The following is a 16,452-nucleotide window of genomic DNA, read 5'->3' as shown; positions in this document are numbered from 1 at the left end:
CTAGAGGACAAAGCCTATGAAAAAGATTGTTATATTAACTGGAGCAGGGGTTAGTAAAGAATCTGGTCTCGATACATTTAGGGATGCAAACGGTATTTGGTCTAAATACAGTATGGACGAAGTTTGTTCACCTTTAGGTTTTCAAAAAAATCCTCAGAAGGTTCATGAATTTTATAATCGTTTAAGGACTGATTTACCTAGTGTCAAACCTAACAACGCGCACATTGCTTTGGCAGAACTTGAAAAAGCGATTGAATGTAAAAAAATTAAAGCGGAATTCTTATTAGTCACCCAAAACATTGATGATCTTCATGAAAAAGCAGGCAGTCATAACGTCATTCATATGCATGGAGAATTGAACAAGGTATATTGTACTGCATGTTATTTAAAAACGGAATGGCATACCCCCTGTTTTGTAGATACAGTCTGTCCACAATGCGGAAAAACCCAATTAAGACCAGATATAGTTTGGTTTGGTGAAATGCCTTATTTTATGGACGAAATACAACAGGCATTAAAATCATGTACCCTCTTTATTGCAGTCGGAACCTCAGGGGTCGTTTACCCTGCGGCAGGTTTTGTTAATTTGGTACCAAAACATGCTCGTACGGTTGAACTAAATTTAGAAGCATCCCTTGGAACGTCTCGTTTTAACGAAAGCTATTTTGGACCTGCAACGTTACTTGTGCCAGAGTTTGTAAATAAAATTTTGAGAGATGAGTAGCGTTTAAATGAGATCACAATCATTGAAAGCTTTGTTGGATGATATTCGTGCCTGTCATATTTGTACAGGATTGCCTCTAGGACCTAAGCCGATTTTACAGATTGAATCTCCGAAGACTCGTTTGCTTATTACCGGACAAGCTCCAGGAACGTTAGCTCATGAAAGTGGTATTACCTTTAATGATCCTTCTGGCGATCGTTTGAGGGAATGGCTACAAATTGATAGAGAAACGTTTTACAATAAAGAGTTAATATCCATTATCCCCATGGGCTTGTGTTATCCAGGTCGTTTAGAAAAAGGAGGTGATCAACCACCCCGTAAAGAGTGTGCGCCTCAGTGGCGTGAGCAATTATTACGCCACCTTCCTGATATTCAGCTTACGTTATTGGTAGGATCCTATGCTCAAAACTATGTGTTGGGTAAAGGAAAATTAACAGAGCGTGTACAAAATTTTAGAAGTTATCTTCCTCAGTTTTTTCCTTTGCCGCATCCATCCTGGCGAACATTAGCTTGGGCAAAAAAAAATCCTTTTTTTGAGCAAGATGTATTGGTGGAACTTCGTACATTAATGAAAAAAATTTTGTATTAAAGCCTAGCACGAACAGTAAATTTTTATTTTGCTTGATTGACTTAATGTTTTAATTGAATATGCTTTTAAGAACACTTTTGTCAGGGGAGTCTCATATAAGAGACTGAGAGGCCGATAGATGATTTTGTATAAGTTCGGCGACCCTTTAACCTGATCCAGATGATGCTGGCGTAGGAAGAACAAGTCTATAGATTTAACCGTGTTCTGCTATAGATCAATTCGTTTTTTGTCTTTCACTGGGTCTTAACGTATTCATTTAGGGTGTATTTAATATACCTAATTAAAGTTGGACAGGATGAAATGAGGAATTGGTCTGTTATAGGTAGTGGAGTCGCAGGTCTTTGCGTGGCTACAGTGTTGCACGAAAAAGGTGAATCTATTGAGGTTATTGAAGATCCTACGGTTCCTTCTGCGTCCTATTTGGCGGGAGGAATGCTAGCACCGTATTGTGAGCAAGAAAGTGCATCTAAAGAAGTCGTAGAACAGGGGATTAATGCCATTGAATGGTGGGACAAACATGTGTCCAGTGTTCATAAAAATGGTAGTTTAGTGCTGGCACCTCCACGAGATGCAGCGGAGCTTATTCGTTTTGCAAAAATGACAGAAGAGAACGAATGGGTTGATCCTTCAGACTTAGAACCCGATTTAAAAGGTCATATTTCAAAAGGGTTATATTTTCCAAAAGAAGCTCACCTTGATCCAAGATTATCTTTAGATGAGTTGCGCCAAAAGTTGATTGCATCGGGCGTTGACTTTCATACTCAAAAACCGTCGGGTAATATTATTGATTGTACAGGTATTCGCGCAGCTAAAAATATTTCAAATTTAAGAGCGGTTCGAGGTGAAATGCTTAACTTTGAATGTCCAGACGTTAATTTAAAAAGAGCTATACGCCTTCTTCACCCTCGTGCCTTATGTTATTTGGTACCACGTCATAATGGTCAATATATGTTGGGTACGACCATGGTTGAAAGCTATGATACCAGTCCTATCAGTGCAAGGGCGTTAATTGAAATGTTAAGCTCGGCTTACGCTATTCATCCTGCCTTTGCCGAAGCGCGTATTATTGAAACAGGAACGGGATTACGTCCAGCTTATCCTGACAACATGCCCAAAATTGAATACCAAGAAGGGTGTTTTTTTGTAAATGGCATGTATCGTCATGGTTATTTGCTGGCTCCTTATATGGCAAATCAATTACTAAACTATATCTCTCAGGAATCGAAATCATGAAAATTTACTTAAATGGAAAAACAGTTGAAACCGATGTCGGAACCTTATTTGCGCTTTTTGAAGAATGTGGAATAGATCCAACCTGTGTTGCAAGCGCAGTAAATGGTAATTTTGTACCAAGACGAGAATATTCAACGTTTAACTTATATGAGGATGCTAAGATTGAAGTTTTATCTCCTATGCAAGGGGGGTAATCACAGTGTTTTACGATTTTAATCCCGGTTCAAGATTTTTATTAGGGACAGCATGCTATCCTTCACCTGAACTATTATCAAAGGCTATAGCAGCGTCACAAACCGACATCATTACCGTAAGCCTAAGGCGTGAAGGGGCTGGAGGAGGCGTATTCCGTCAGTTGCTTGAAGAGGTAAATAAAAAGTTCTTACCCAATACAGCAGGGTGCTTTACCGTCAAAGAGGCAGTAACGACGGCACATATGGCACAAGAAGTGTTTAATACCAATTGGATTAAATTAGAAGTGATAGGTCATGCAGATACATTACAGCCAGATCCTTTTGCTTTGGTTGAAGCGGCACGAATTTTATGCAGGGAAGGGTTTTCGGTTTTTCCGTATACGACAGACGATTTAATTGTCGGAGAAAAATTATTAGAGGTTGGTTGTCAGGTACTGATGCCTTGGGGTGCCCCAATAGGTTCTGGGCAAGGGCTACGTAACAAAGAAGCATTGAAATCTATGCGTGCTTATTTTCCTAAAACTCCTTTAATTATTGATGCTGGGCTTGGTGCTCCAAGCCAAGCTATGGAAGCTATGGAAATGGGTTTTGACGGGGTTTTGCTCAATACAGCAATTGCTAAGGCCAAAGATCCGATAAAAATGGCCCAAGCGTTTGGGGAGGCGATTGTTGCTGGACGAAAAGCTTATCATGCGGGGTTGATGGAAAAACGTGATATGGCTGAAGCGTCGACACCGGCTTATGGTCTTGCGGAATTGATCTGAAAATGGAACGGTTTTACCTCATCACGCATTCTGTAAGATTGATTGAGCAACTAGCCCCTTTGGGGGTTAAGCTTATTCAACTGCGCATCAAAAACACTTCTGAGGTCGAACTTAAAAGCCAAATAAAAGCTGCCCTTCATTGCTGTCAATTTTATAAGGTTCAGTTGGTTTTAAATGATTATTGGCATTTAGCGTTAGATTTGGGAATCAATTTTGTTCATCTTGGTCAGGAAGATTTACAAACCGCTGATTTTGAGGCGTTACGTCTTGCACAGGTTCGTTTTGGTATATCGACGCATGATCATCATGAGTTGAAACGTGCCCTAGCCTTAAATCCCAATTATGTGGCTTTAGGACCTGTGTATGAAACATTACTTATAAAAATGAAATGGCAGCCCCAAGGACTCGAGCGCGTCAGGGTTTGGAAGAACAAAATACAATCCATACCTCTCGTCGCTATTGGTGGGCTAACGCCTGCACGTGCAAAAGATGTTTTTTTTGCTGGCGCAGACAGTGTGGCCGTGGTTACAGATATTCATCAAGCCCCTGATCCAGTTGCACGCTGTAAAGAATGGTTAGTTATTGTATAGGAAAGATTAATATGGAACGCTATAAACGCCAAATGTGCTTAGAGGGTATAGGGAAAGTAGGACAAAGAAAACTTACGAAAGCAAGGGTTTTAGTTGTGGGTTGCGGTGGATTAGGAAGCACCGTTTTACCTTTGCTTAGTGGGGCTGGCATTGGTTTTTTACGTCTGTGCGATCATGATCGTATCGAGGAAAGCAATTTGCATCGACAAATTTTGTATCGTATGGAGGATATAGGAAAAAACAAAGTTGATTGTGCTAAGATCAGTTTGGCTAAGCAAAATCCATTTTGTCATATTGACAGTTGCTTAACTAAATTAACCCCAAAAACTGTACATTCTGTGTTAGAAAATATGGATTTGGTTATCGATGCAGCCGACAATTACATGGTCACTTATACGCTATCAGATGTTTGCAAACGTTTGTCTATTCCTCTCATCGCTGCCTCGGTTATTGGGTATAAAGGATATGTAGGTGGGTTTTGTGGGAAGGCACCAAGTTATCGCGCTCTTTTCCCTAAAATAGTTCCTGGGGATGGGAATTGTAATACAGTTGGTGTGATGGGACCCATAGTTTCGCTAATGGGTTCGATACAAGCTCAAATGGCTTTGAACGTGATTCTTGATTTTCCAATTTCGCCCTTAGGCCAATTTATATCTGTTGATGGTTTAACATGGCGTTTGAATCAATTTTGTTTTGATGAAGAAAAAGAACCAAAAGAGCCAACGATACGTTTTATTGATCATCAGGATATTAATAAGAATGATTTTGTGGTTGAGTTGCGAAGTAAAGAAGAGGCTCCCAAGACGGTTACGGAGCACGCGATACGTTTGCTTCCGCAGGAGGTAGAACATTATAGTTTTCCTTTTTCGAGCCGTATCGTTTTTGTTTGTAAAAGTGGAATACGATCGGCTCAAGCTTGCTATCGTTTACAAGCCAAGGGATATAATAATTTTGCTATAATTGCTGATTCCTAAAGATTTTATGGATTATTTTCTATTATCAATTCTAGTCGGTAGTGTGGCTATCATCAAGTTTGTAGCCATTAGAAGCGAGTTCATTAATAGAATTAAGATACTGAGAAAAAATTTCACTACGAACAATATCAACATTGCTGGACTGGTTAACATAACAAGTAATAGAGATCATTAAAGCTGTTTCTGTTATACTATCCACTAGTACTTTGGGTTCTGGTGAGTCTACCACTTCAGGATGCTTCTTCATAATATTAAGGATTAATTCTCGTGAAGCATTAAGGTGTTTGATTGAAATAATTGGTAGTTTGGCGGAAACGACACCAAGATTACGGCTGCGAGTGGAATTTTGCACAGAAGACGTAATAAGTTGTGAGTTTGGAACTATTAAAGTAGATAAATCCGGTAGTTGTATTTCGGTTGCACGAACCTTGATGCTCATTATCGTTCCTTTAGAGCCACCTATCGTAACGACGTCACCAATACGCACTGGTCTTTCTGCAAGCAAGATTAATCCAGAAACAAAATTTTGTACAATAGCTTGTAGGCCAAAACCAATACCAACAGATAATGCACTGATAATCCAGGTAATGTTTTGCGTTGTTACGCCTAGTATAGATAGAAAGATAATTGCAACCCCAACCCAGCAACAATAATTAAATATAGTATCAATGGAATTTTGAGTTGCACTATCAAGTGAGGTTTTGGGAAATAGTTTTTCGTTAAGCCACTTACGAACCACTTTGATGCAGTATAAACCAATCACTAAGACAAGCAACGCTTGAAAGATAGTTGAAAAAGAAAGAGTGAAACTACCAATTTTTTGTGTGGTTAACGTATGCGTAAGGTTATCGATAAAATCCAAGAGATCAAAATTGCCAGGAGACACAACAGAGGCAAGGATAAGAACAATGGTTAGCAGGGAAATGAATCCATTAACTACTGTGGATAGTTGTTCCATGCTTTGAGGACGTACTCCTAAAATTTGTAATTTTTTCCCCAACCAGCGATGGGGATCTAGCATTAAACTGGTAATGTCGTTGAGCAATATTTTAAAGAGGCTTAAAGCACTGCATACCAAAATGACCCAGTTAAGCCAGACACACATGGAATAACCAAGATGATTGTAACCAATTAAAATGGCAATAATGCTTGTTACGCTAAAAATAGGAAGTCCTATAGCGATCGCAATAAAACGAATGTCTAAGTTTTTTTTGGTAGAACGATTTAAATGTTCATGCCCAATTTTGCGTAGTCTTATGGGTATAGCTATAAAAAGTAAACTTGCGAGACAAGTAAATAAACCATTGGAGAGTTGTTGACCTATAGAGCTAATGTTGCTAGCCGTATTAATATATTTAACAATACCAAGCAAAAAAATCATTAAAGCATATAAATTTGGTAACAAGCTTATCGCTTGTGCCCCTTGGTCGCTGATAGGAAGTAAACGCCATTGAGGTTTTTTTACGGCCAAGAAACCACGATAAAGCCCAAGAATAAATCCACAAAAATAAAGTTGATGAATTATGGTTTGAGAAAAGTAATAGGCGGGACTATTTACATTATCTTGGTAGTTTACGCATGTAAGGATAAGGGTAGCAGATAAACCCGCGGCGAGTGAAAAAATAATTGCAGTAAATAATGTTTTTAGACTACGTCTCAGTCGTGTTGGCGGGGTTAGTTTTTCTATAACGGGCACAAGAGAACGCATTAACAGTGGTTGCAAGACGAAAATGATTAAAATAGCGGATGCTATTCCTATAAAAATAGATAAACGATCCAAAAACCCGCCATTCCATGCGTTCGTAAATAATCTTATAAAATCTTTATAAATATTATTGATTTTATGTAGGTCGTTAGGAAAATGATAGCTTAACTGCTGCCAAAACTGAAAAGTTAAGGGAGAAGGAGAATGGGAAAAAAGTTGTACTTGCTGTATATTGGATAAAGACTGTTGTATTTGCGCAATTTGACTGTTGGCTTCAAGCTGTAAAATGGTTGCTTGCTGTACTTTTGTATTAATATCGTTTCGGTTTTTAATAAGATTTTCGCGATATTTCGTGAAATTATCATTTTGCACCTGAGTCTTATCTTCAGAAACATTATTAATCAGTTTTAACGCCTGATCATAGCCTGTTAATCTTGGTTTCAAAATAGTTAAAATTTTAGATGTTTCGCTGTAAACATCTTGTGCTTTAACCAAAAGAGAACGAAAAGCTTCGTGATTTTGTGTACCATTGAGTGTTTGTAAATTTTTATTAATTTCATTGAGTTGAGTAGTAAATTTGTTGAGAAGCGATTGAGAATTATTGTTTGAAACATTCAGAAGAACTGGGGGAGTGTCAATTCTTACAATTGCGGGAATTTTATCATTCTGTGCTAAACTAGGCCATATTAAAAAATAGCTTAAAAATATAAAAATACAAAGAGAAGGGATTTTTACCAATTTCATCAGTAGACTTTCCATCTGAGATCATTCAATGATAAGAGTTTAATTGAATTTAAAATCTATTTGTTACTAAAAACAAAATTTCAGCGATAGAGAAGCTAATAATTATCATAATAGAAACTAAGGAAAAAACAATTGTTTAATTAATTCTGCTTGGTTAATAAAACTTTTTTATAAATTGTCCTATAATTTACTATTTTCACTGTTCTTTCCCACAATAAAAGTAATTTTTTTTGACGTCTCCATTCAAAATATTCTAAGTTGTTTTATACAAAGATTGAATTACAGATGGATAAAGTGTACGGAATACTTTGGATTTTATGTCAGTTTTTTGACAAGCAAAGTAACCAGTGGACAAACTAGGCTAAAATAGACTGGAAAAAATTAGCCAGCGAAAAAAAAGTAATTAAGTATGATATTTAGTCGACTAAGTTAAAAAACATATTTTACGGATAAATGTTTTTTATGGAGTGGTAATAAATAAATGCTTTTTTTAAATCACTTGTTTGAAGTTATGAAAAAAAATAAGTTTAGTTTACGATTGGTTGAAGCATTCCAATGCAATAAAGAGATAAAAAAAAGCGTGTTTCAAGCAAACGCGATACCCATTAATTCTATTGATGAAGGAAAATTGTGGTTAAATAAACAAAGGTCAATCGAAGCGACGCATCATTGTTGGGCCATGCGTGTTGCACCTTATGCAAAATATGATGACGATGGTGAACCTGTGGGTAAAGCTGGAAGACCTATACTACACGTGATTGAAAAGCTCAATTTTGATTGCATTTTATTAATAGTTAGTCGTTGGTTTGGTGGTATTAAGCTTGGGGCGGGTGGTTTGGTCCGTGCTTATAGCGGGGTGACAGCTGAATGTCTAAGGCAAGCAAAATCAATAGAATACAAACCTCAAGTGAAAATCCGTCTTCTGTGCAGTTTTAAGGACCATCTATTGATACGTACCCGTATAGTGGAATACGATGCTCAACTTATAAGTGAACGATTTGATCAAGACGTTGAGATAATATTTTTTGTTCCCCTAGACGTGTCGCAAGCTTTGTGTGCACGTCTTAAAGACCTAACACGTGGTCAAATCCTTATTGATTTTCCTAATGAACTAGATATCGGTACCTCCAACTGTTAAACCAGATAATTTTAAAGAGGGTTGTCCGACGCCGACCGGAACCCCTTGACCTGCTTTTCCACAGGTGCCAATTCCTTGGTCGAGCTGCATCTCGTCGCCAATCATGGTAATTTTAGTTAATGCATCTGGGCCATTTCCTATTAATGTTGCCCCTTTAACAGGATAAGTAACCTTACCATTTTCGATTAAATACGCTTCAGAAGTAGAGAAAACGAATTTACCAGAGGTAATGTCTACTTGTCCCCCACCGAAATTAACAGCGAATAGACCTTTTTTTGTATTTTTAATCATATCGTCTAAAGAAGAAGTGCCAGAGAGCATAAAGGTATTTGTCATGCGAGGAATAGGAGCATGAGCAAAGGATTGCCTTCTCCCGTTTCCAGTTGGGTGCTTGCCCATTAAGCGTGCGTTTAATCGATCGTACATCAGACCAGTTAAATATCCATCTTCAATAAGTGTTGTTCTTTGCGTGGGGGTGCCTTCATCATCAATAGTCAAACTTCCTCTACGTTTGGCAATAGTACCATCATCAACGACGGTAACACCCGGAGAAGCAATTCGTTGTCCCATTAATTTTGTAAAAGCTGAAGTGCCTTTGCGGTTAAAGTCGCTTTCCAACCCATGGCCAATTGCTTCATGAAGAAGGATACCTGGCCAACCAGCGGCTAGTACAACGTCCATTTCGCCTGCAGGAGCAGGCTTACTTTCTTGGTTAATTAAAGATTGTCGCAATGCTTCATCCACTGCAAATTTCCATAAAGGTTCTGGTGTAATTTCATCATAGCCATAACGTCCGCCATAGCCGTAAGAGCCTATTTCTCTTCTGTTGCCTATCTCCGTAATGACAGAAACGTTAAGTCTCACGAGAGGTCTAATATCGGCAGCTCTAAAGTAGTCTGCTCTGATAATTTGTATGGCTTGCCATTCACCCGTAATGGAGGCGCTCACTTGTACAACATTTTTATTTTTTTGACGCGCATACGCATTTATTTTGTAAAGCAATTCAGACCGTATAGCAAAACTTTCTTGATAAAGAGGATTTTTAGCAGAATATAATCGTTGGTTTGTCGCAATAGGTTTTTCGGACATAGATCCTTTTCGACCCATAGACAATTCTCTAACCGTCGCACTGGCTCGTTTTAACGCTTCATCGTTTAATTCGTTGGAATGGGCAAATGCTGTTTCTGTTTCCAATACAGAACGAAGGCCAAATCCAGAAGTGATGTCCGTAGTTGCTGTGCGTATCGTATTATCTTCAATACTGATCATTTCTGTTTCGCAGTATTCAAGAAAAAGCTCGCCATCGTCCATATACTCTAGGGTTTGATTAATGGTACGTTCTGTGTGTTGTAAATCAAGATGGGTACTAGGTGAATTGAAAAATAAATCATCTGTTGTCATTAATGTATTAATACGTTCGTTCATCAAATCTCTTTCTGAAGATGATATTTTTAAACAAGAATTGCTTTAGGATTACTCGAACAATGCAGAGCTATGATAACAATTGTCAATAGAATAATTGCAACCCCTTGGTGTATAGTTCCAGCCCATATGGGAACCACAAGCAGCAGTGTCGTTATTCCTAAAAGATATTGAATAAAGACGGTCCACCCCATCGAAATTAGTATTTTTTTTAAGGTATTGTCTGCGTTTGTTTTCCATCCGGCATAGATAGTCGCAAAGATCGCAATGGTCGTCAGGGTAGCGAGCAATCTATGATTGAATTGTATAGCGGCTATATTTTCAACCCAGTTTAACCAAAATGGAGAGAATTGATTGTATCCATCAGGAAAAATTTTACCACTCATTAAAGGAAAAGTATTAAAAGACCTGCCTGCATGGGTACCTGCAGTAAATCCACCCGCAATAATAGTGAAAGTCAATAGCAAGCTATCCACGTAAAGAAGTATTCTTAAAAATTTGGATGTTTTTTTGGGGTTAGTCGGCGTAAAATTTGACAATTGTACTGATAAAGCTGTCCATAAAATAGCAGCGTAAAGCATTAAAGCAAAGGAAAGGTGTAATACCAAGCGGATGGGTTCAACAGCAATACTATTTTTCTGGAAGCCTGAATAAACCATGAACCACCCTATACTGCCTTGCAAACCGCCTAAAATAAAGAAAATAAAAAGTCTGATGGCCAAAGGTTTGCTAATCATCTTTTTAATAAGAAAATAAATCAAAGGGATAAATAAAACGATGCCGATTAATCTTCCCAAAAATCGATGGCTCCATTCTGCCCAAAAAATCTGTTTAAATCCATCTAGACCAAAACCTTTATTAAGGATTGTGTATTGAGGTATGGTTTTGTAAAGGTTAAATTCTCTGACCCACTCCTGATGATTAAGGGGCGGAATAATTCCTGTAACAGGCTTCCAATCCATGATCGATAGGCCAGATCCAGATAGACGAGTGTAGCCTCCCAAAACAATCATGCCCAGCAACAAAAAACAAATAAGGAATAACCAGTTAGATATAATTTTACTATTTTTCATGGGTAGAGAATTATTTAAATAGAGGTTACAAAGAACTAAAATAATTAAGAAATAGAATTTAAATTTAGCCTTATCAATAAGATTCAACAAGTCAAGTTTTTTCGATTAATTTTAAAGGTAAAGATGTCGCATATTAAGAACGATAAAATATGTTCAATCATAATTCAGTTGTATAGGCCCATCATTATGGTCCTAGGTATTTTATTGGTTATAGGGCTAGTGCATTATTTTCATGGTATGGATCTTGTAATTAATAAGCGTAATGTTTTTCAACATGATGTAAAGGGTCAGTTTTTATTTTTATCTCTTATTATTATTCTATGTACTGTGGGTTTCCCAAGACAAGTCGTTTGCTTTACATCCGGGGTTCTCTATGGGTTTGAGATGGGTATACTCTATGCAGTAGTCGCTACAGTATTGGGTGCAATTTTTGCTTATTTGTGGGCTCTTTGGCTTGGTGGTGAGTGGGCAAAAAAATATTTGGCTCACAAGAAAATTAAAAAATTAGATAAATTTATTCGTGAAAATCCTTTTTCTTCTGTACTCATGTTCCGACTTATGCCCGTTGGATCTTCGCTTTTACTTAATGTAACGTGCGGGATAATAGGAATACGGTTTACTTCTTTCGTTGCGGCTGCTTTTTTGGGAAGCACTCCACAAACAATAGTTTTTGTTTTATTAGGAAGCGGTGTACGAATAGGGCATATGGGGCAAATTAGTTTAAGTCTAATTTTATTTTTGGCTTCGGCGTTTCTAGGGCTATGGTTGATGAAATCTTCATTTGCCCGAAAAAGTGATTTGTCGTAACGTGTGAAAAGCGTTTAAATTATAATTTAGTCATATTAAATAAATGAGAAAAATAATGAAATTATATTCTAAACCAGGTTCGTGTTCGACGGCAGACCATATCGCTCTTGTCTGGTGTGACGCTGAATTCGAATGTGAAAAAGTTACTCCAGAAACATTGAAGGATCCCAAGTTTTTAAAATTAAATCCGTTGGGACAAGTGCCTGTCATAACAGATGGATCTTACGTTCTTACGCAAAATTGCGCTATTTTAATGTACATCGCGGAACGTTTTCCCAAAGCAAAATTGCTTGGAGATGGTTCTTTAGAGCAAAAATGTTTTGCTTTGAAATGGTTAACTTTTATTAATTCAGATATTCATCCTGCCTTTGGGTTGGTATTTGGTGGTAAAAAAATCAGTTCGGATACTCATGTCCTACAGGCTTTGGAAAAAGCTGGAAGAGAACGCGTGCTTAAATTTTTTACAGTTGCTGATGCACAGTTAAATGGTAACGAATGGTTGACTGGTTTTCGTAGCGTAGCGGATCCGTATTTATTTATGACTTTAACGTGGGCAAAAGCGCTTAATATTGATTTCTCCCATCTAAAAAATCTAACTTTTTTTTATCAAAAAATGGAAAAAGATTCTGGTGTTATGAAGGCGTTTAGAGATGAAGGGTTAGAACATAAAAAAACGCATTAAAGCGTTATCTTTTCGGTCAGTTTGAACAATTTGAAAGATATAGTAAAAAACAATACTTAGTATAGATTGTTCAAAGTGACTACGAAATAAAGAAAGCAACGAGTGTTATTTTGGCATTAATCTAGTTTAGGATTTAGGTAAACTCAGTATTTGATTAAAATGATTAGGCATGGGCTTTTTTTGAAGAACTGCTTGGACAATAGACTGCATAATTTGGTCCGCAACAAAAGGTCGGTAATGGATAGGATCCCAAAAGTTATATCTATTCGTTGTAATTTGGTTAATGATCGCAAAATCGATTAGGTATCCTTTAGGTGTTTTACTCATCAGCCTTGCAAGATTTTCTTTAAACAACTTCCAATTTGTTGCCGTTAATCCCTTTTTCTTTCCATAAAATTCAGCAGAGAAAGGAGGAATAATGATTATTTTTACGGTTTCTTTAGGCAATTTGTTAAGCATTCGATATAATCTATTTAAGGCAGGTTGTTCGAGGAGTTCATCCCCTACGAACCGATTATCGGGTTGATCCCATTCCTGAAATACTTTATTTACTTTTTGAGGTGAATAAACAAAGTTTGCAGGGAGTAAAGGGGTGAAACCATCCGAACCATAGCGTTGCTTTTTTAGCCCGACAAGCCAAAGAAATTGATTAAATGCCTCTTGTAAAGCATAAAGATTAGCCATGGTTAGATACCCTTTCCAACGTGAGGAACCGTACATCCATAAAGGAAAAGGTCTATTAGGTTTTTCAGGATCGCCAAAACACCATGCTTGATCCATGTTGAAAATAACAACCTTAGGGGTAGGGTGTGTCTGTAAAAAAAGATTAAATATTCTTTCCTGTTCCCATGGTGTTGCTGAATTCATGGATAAATTAACAAATTTAGTTTTAAATTGGGTGTCAAGCCATTGAGGTTGTAAAGGCCTGCTCGTTGATGTCCCTATAATTATTGAATTAAATTTTTTATCAATAGCTAGTGCTGGGAAACTGTATCGTGCGTTAGTTGAAATAGGTATGCGTTTAAAAGGAGGTGATAAAGGCAGCATTCCCCAAGGATCAACAAAAATGATGAAGAGCCACAGCAGAAAAATAGCTCCCATACATGTTATGAGCAACGTTAAGGAAAAGCGTCGCCACCTATTAAAATCGGAAGTAGATAAAGGCATCAGGAATACGCCCTCCGATCAATAAAATAAAATACGCTGCGATAAGCCCTAAAGGGAGTGCAATGTATTTTGACGGTTTTACATAGGTATGGATGAGCGTTTGGCTAGAAGGGCTAGTTAAAGCGATCACAATAGCGGTAAAAAAAATTAAATTGTGCTTAATTTCATATGTGCCTTGGACGTGAAATCCAAGCATAGACTGCCATATTTGATAAGCCGTCGAAAAGTTTTCGGAACGAAATAAGACCCAGCTAAAGATTAAAAACAATAAGGTCAATAGCCAAGAAATACTTCTAGGCATTTTAAAGGAAAAATAATTTTTCTTGATATGATTTAAACAGAGTCCTAAGCCATGCAATCCCCCCCAAGCCACGAAGGTCCAATTGGCTCCATGCCATAACCCAGCAATAAGCATGGTTGCTAGAAGATGGCTATTTTGTCGTATGAATTCGCATCGGTTTCCCCCCATAGGTATATAAAGATAATCTCTTAAAAAGCGGGAGAGGGTCATATGCCATCGATGCCAAAATTCTTGTAAGCTCTTTGCTTGATAGGGGGCGTTAAAATTAAAAGGCAGGCTTAAACCAAAAAGCAGCGCTAGGCCTATGGCCATGTCAGAATAGCCAGAAAAGTCGAAAAAAATTTGTAAACTATAGGCAATCGCGGCGATCCAGCTTTCCATACAACTTAAAGCGTGGCCCTGTAATGCCTTATCAAATAAAGGATTACTCGTCATGGCCAAACTGTCAGCAATACCGACTTTTTTGAATAAACCAATTAATATAAAGCATAACCCTTTTCCTATATTTTCCCATAAAAATGGATTTTTGGGATTGATCTCGAATTGGGGTATAATTTCGTTATGGCGTACGATAGGTCCGGCAATAAGTTGAGGGAAAAAAGTGACAAACTCGGCAAAATCAATAAGTTTATAAACTTGTGTTGCTCCACGTTTTAGATCAATCAAATAAGAAATTTTTTGAAATATGAAAAACGAAATGCCTAGTGGTAAAAGGATTTGCCACGTAGTGTGAGGTATTCCAAAAAGTTGTTCTATATTTGCTGCAAAGAAATTGGTGTATTTGAAGAAAAGTAAGACGGCAATATTGAACGTAATACCGAAAGTAAGCCATATTTTTCTGTATGTTCTACCGTATTGGCAAACAATAAGCCAATTGAATAAGGTTAGAATAATTAAAATGGGTACAAATTTCCAGTTCCAAGAACTGTAAAAAACCAACGAAGCGGTAATTAGGGTAAGTTGGCGCCATATTCTTACAGAGGCAAGACTGTAAAAGATACATAACACGACGGGTAAAAATAAGAGTAAAAAACTTTGGGAGCTAAATAACATATACCTATTTTAGTTTGGTAGAGTATGATTATTCTACAAATTGAATTTTGGCGTTATGAATAAGTTTCTCTTCGGTTAAACAATAAAGTTCGTCAAGCAAAGCCATTTGCAAACTTCCAGGTCCTTTACAATAATGGGAAGCCAGCTCGCCTGCAAGACCCATGATAACCATTGCGTGCGCGCACGCTGCCAGTGTGTCTTCTTCTACACTTAAACATGCTGCTGTAATGGCGGTTGCACTGCAACCCGACCCCGTTATTTTAGGCATTAAATTGTGTCCATTATGAACAGAGATGGTTTTTTTGCCGTCTGTAATGTAATCGGTTTTTCCACTAATTGAAACGATAGTTTGGTAGGATGTGGCCAAATCTTTTGCTGCATTCAGTGCGTGTTCTGGTTCATCTAAACTATCCACGCCACGACCACTGGAACCAAGGGTTTGATTGTAGCAAATATGATAAAGTGTTAATATTTCAGAGGCATTCCCTCGAATGGCATTAGGCTGGTTTTGTACAAGTTCCAAAGCAATTGTAGAACGAAAATTACTCGCGCCTACACCTACGGGATCCAATACCCAAGGAATGCGATGGCAACTTGCGGTTAGTGAAGCCATCTTCATAGAATGGGCTTGTGCTTTCGTTAGAGTCCCTAAGTTAATAACTAAAGCGTTGGCTTTTAATACAAATTCGCTTACCTCCTCTTCTGCATTGATCATAGCAGGTGAGGCACCAAGGCTTAGTAGTGCGTTAGCGGTATAGTTTGAGGCTACAATATTTGTTATGTTATGAATAAGGGGAGTTTTTTGTCTAATTTTATTTAGTGTATCTGCAATGCTTTGGATATCATACATAATAATGGGGCGCTCGTTTATTTTATGAAAAGAATAAATTAAGTAAATATGCACGGTCTAAAAGAAGAAGATTATAAATACTAAATGTATTAAATTCTATCAGATAAAGTAGTTACATAATGTAAATAACGCAAGAAAACATTATTCAAAAATTTGAAAATAAAAATTTTAACAATAGGGGTAAATTGGAGAAATTAAATTATGTATAATAAAAAATTTTTTTTCTAACAATTCTAATATTTTTTATTCTGATACAATAAAGACGTTTATCAAAACAAGAATAGAACGTGTCAGACTAAGCAGTGCGGTTTGAATTTGAGCGTTTTATCTTATGAAGTAATTTGGCATCTTGAAAAAATTTATATTTTTTATTCTTAGAATTACCTCGTCAATATTATTATTTTAATATGTATTTTTCTCAAAGAGAATAATAGTAGTAAAT

16 protein-coding genes and 1 riboswitch are annotated in these 16,452 nt (G+C 37.2%); of the genes, 10 read left to right on the top strand and 6 right to left on the bottom strand.

Annotated features, from left to right (window positions below; all coding sequences use genetic code 11):
* Positions 1 to 16 precede the first annotated feature (16 nt).
* From AABE15_RS06805 to AABE15_RS06775, 7 genes are all read left to right on the top strand, one after another.
* The gene (locus tag AABE15_RS06805; protein WP_338330534.1) at positions 17 to 724 is read left to right on the top strand and encodes an NAD-dependent deacylase; all 708 of its coding nucleotides are present in this window, start codon (positions 17 to 19) and stop codon (positions 722 to 724) included.
* A 7-nt stretch (positions 725 to 731) separates the two neighbouring features.
* Positions 732 to 1,313 (top strand): uracil-DNA glycosylase family protein, encoded by a 582-nt coding sequence (locus tag AABE15_RS06800; RefSeq protein WP_338330533.1) that lies wholly within the window; start codon positions 732 to 734, stop codon positions 1,311 to 1,313.
* A 72-nt stretch (positions 1,314 to 1,385) separates the two neighbouring features.
* A riboswitch (TPP riboswitch) is annotated at positions 1,386 to 1,508 on the top strand.
* Positions 1,509 to 1,613: 105 nt separating this feature from the next.
* Positions 1,614 to 2,546 carry an FAD-dependent oxidoreductase gene (locus AABE15_RS06795; protein ID WP_338330532.1) on the top strand — a complete coding sequence of 311 codons (933 nt, stop codon included), beginning with the start codon at positions 1,614 to 1,616 and terminating at the stop codon, positions 2,544 to 2,546.
* Complete coding sequence (gene thiS / locus AABE15_RS06790) at positions 2,543 to 2,740, top strand: sulfur carrier protein ThiS (RefSeq protein ID WP_338330531.1); 198 nt, start codon at positions 2,543 to 2,545, stop codon at positions 2,738 to 2,740. The genes AABE15_RS06795 and thiS overlap by 4 nt, the downstream gene beginning before the upstream one ends.
* Positions 2,740 to 3,504 carry a thiazole synthase gene (locus AABE15_RS06785; RefSeq protein WP_338330535.1) on the top strand — a complete coding sequence of 255 codons (765 nt, stop codon included), beginning with the start codon at positions 2,740 to 2,742 and terminating at the stop codon, positions 3,502 to 3,504. Before thiS ends, AABE15_RS06785 begins: the two co-directional genes overlap by 1 nt.
* A 2-nt stretch (positions 3,505 to 3,506) precedes the next feature.
* Complete coding sequence (locus AABE15_RS06780) at positions 3,507 to 4,094, top strand: thiamine phosphate synthase (protein ID WP_338330530.1); 588 nt, start codon at positions 3,507 to 3,509, stop codon at positions 4,092 to 4,094.
* Between the two features lie 11 nt (positions 4,095 to 4,105).
* Entirely contained in the window at positions 4,106 to 5,068 is a 963-nt protein-coding gene (locus tag AABE15_RS06775; RefSeq protein WP_338330529.1) for a ThiF family adenylyltransferase, read from the top strand.
* A gap of 31 nt (positions 5,069 to 5,099) precedes the next feature.
* Here AABE15_RS06775 and AABE15_RS06770 read toward each other — a convergent pair whose 3' ends face one another.
* Positions 5,100 to 7,517: a DUF3772 domain-containing protein gene (locus AABE15_RS06770; protein ID WP_338330528.1), complete on the bottom strand. Its 2,418-nt coding sequence runs from the start codon at positions 7,515 to 7,517 to the stop codon at positions 5,100 to 5,102.
* Between the two features lie 481 nt (positions 7,518 to 7,998).
* Here AABE15_RS06770 and AABE15_RS06765 point away from each other — a divergent pair, with 481 nt between their 5' ends.
* A complete protein-coding gene (locus tag AABE15_RS06765) occupies positions 7,999 to 8,655 on the top strand; it encodes a YigZ family protein (protein ID WP_338330527.1) in 657 nt (218 codons plus the stop codon).
* Here AABE15_RS06765 and AABE15_RS06760 read toward each other — a convergent pair.
* Both AABE15_RS06760 and AABE15_RS06755 read right to left on the bottom strand, forming a co-directional pair.
* The gene (locus tag AABE15_RS06760) at positions 8,629 to 10,080 is read right to left on the bottom strand and encodes a metallopeptidase TldD-related protein (protein ID WP_338330526.1); all 1,452 of its coding nucleotides are present in this window, start codon (positions 10,078 to 10,080) and stop codon (positions 8,629 to 8,631) included. The genes AABE15_RS06765 and AABE15_RS06760 overlap by 27 nt on opposite strands.
* Before the next feature lie 26 nt (positions 10,081 to 10,106).
* Positions 10,107 to 11,150 carry a COX15/CtaA family protein gene (locus AABE15_RS06755; RefSeq protein ID WP_338330525.1) on the bottom strand — a complete coding sequence of 348 codons (1,044 nt, stop codon included), beginning with the start codon at positions 11,148 to 11,150 and terminating at the stop codon, positions 10,107 to 10,109.
* 186 nt (positions 11,151 to 11,336) lie between these two features.
* Here AABE15_RS06755 and AABE15_RS06750 point away from each other — a divergent pair, with 186 nt between their 5' ends.
* On the top strand, positions 11,337 to 11,957 hold the full coding sequence (locus tag AABE15_RS06750) for a VTT domain-containing protein (RefSeq protein ID WP_338330524.1): 621 nt from the start codon (positions 11,337 to 11,339) through the stop codon (positions 11,955 to 11,957).
* Between the two features lie 55 nt (positions 11,958 to 12,012).
* Entirely contained in the window at positions 12,013 to 12,639 is a 627-nt protein-coding gene (locus AABE15_RS06745; RefSeq protein ID WP_338330523.1) for a glutathione S-transferase N-terminal domain-containing protein, read from the top strand.
* A 126-nt stretch (positions 12,640 to 12,765) separates the two neighbouring features.
* Here AABE15_RS06745 and AABE15_RS06740 read toward each other — a convergent pair whose 3' ends face one another.
* From AABE15_RS06740 to thiM, 3 genes are read right to left on the bottom strand one after another with little or no spacing between them, the layout of a single operon-like run.
* A complete protein-coding gene (locus AABE15_RS06740) occupies positions 12,766 to 13,806 on the bottom strand; it encodes a hypothetical protein (RefSeq protein WP_338330522.1) in 1,041 nt (346 codons plus the stop codon).
* Positions 13,781 to 15,160, bottom strand: a complete 1,380-nt coding sequence (locus AABE15_RS06735; protein WP_338330521.1) for an MBOAT family O-acyltransferase — start codon at positions 15,158 to 15,160, stop codon at positions 13,781 to 13,783. Before AABE15_RS06735 ends, AABE15_RS06740 begins: the two co-directional genes overlap by 26 nt.
* A 28-nt stretch (positions 15,161 to 15,188) precedes the next feature.
* Complete coding sequence (gene thiM / locus AABE15_RS06730; RefSeq protein ID WP_338330520.1) at positions 15,189 to 16,010, bottom strand: hydroxyethylthiazole kinase; 822 nt, start codon at positions 16,008 to 16,010, stop codon at positions 15,189 to 15,191.
* Positions 16,011 to 16,452: the final 442 nt, after the last annotated feature.

This window comes from Commensalibacter sp. Nvir (assembly GCF_963921845.1).
In the GTDB taxonomy this organism is placed as follows: domain Bacteria; phylum Pseudomonadota; class Alphaproteobacteria; order Acetobacterales; family Acetobacteraceae; genus Commensalibacter.
The sequence above is the reverse complement of the archived record's forward strand: the minus strand, read 5'-3'. Positions and strand labels throughout refer to the sequence as shown.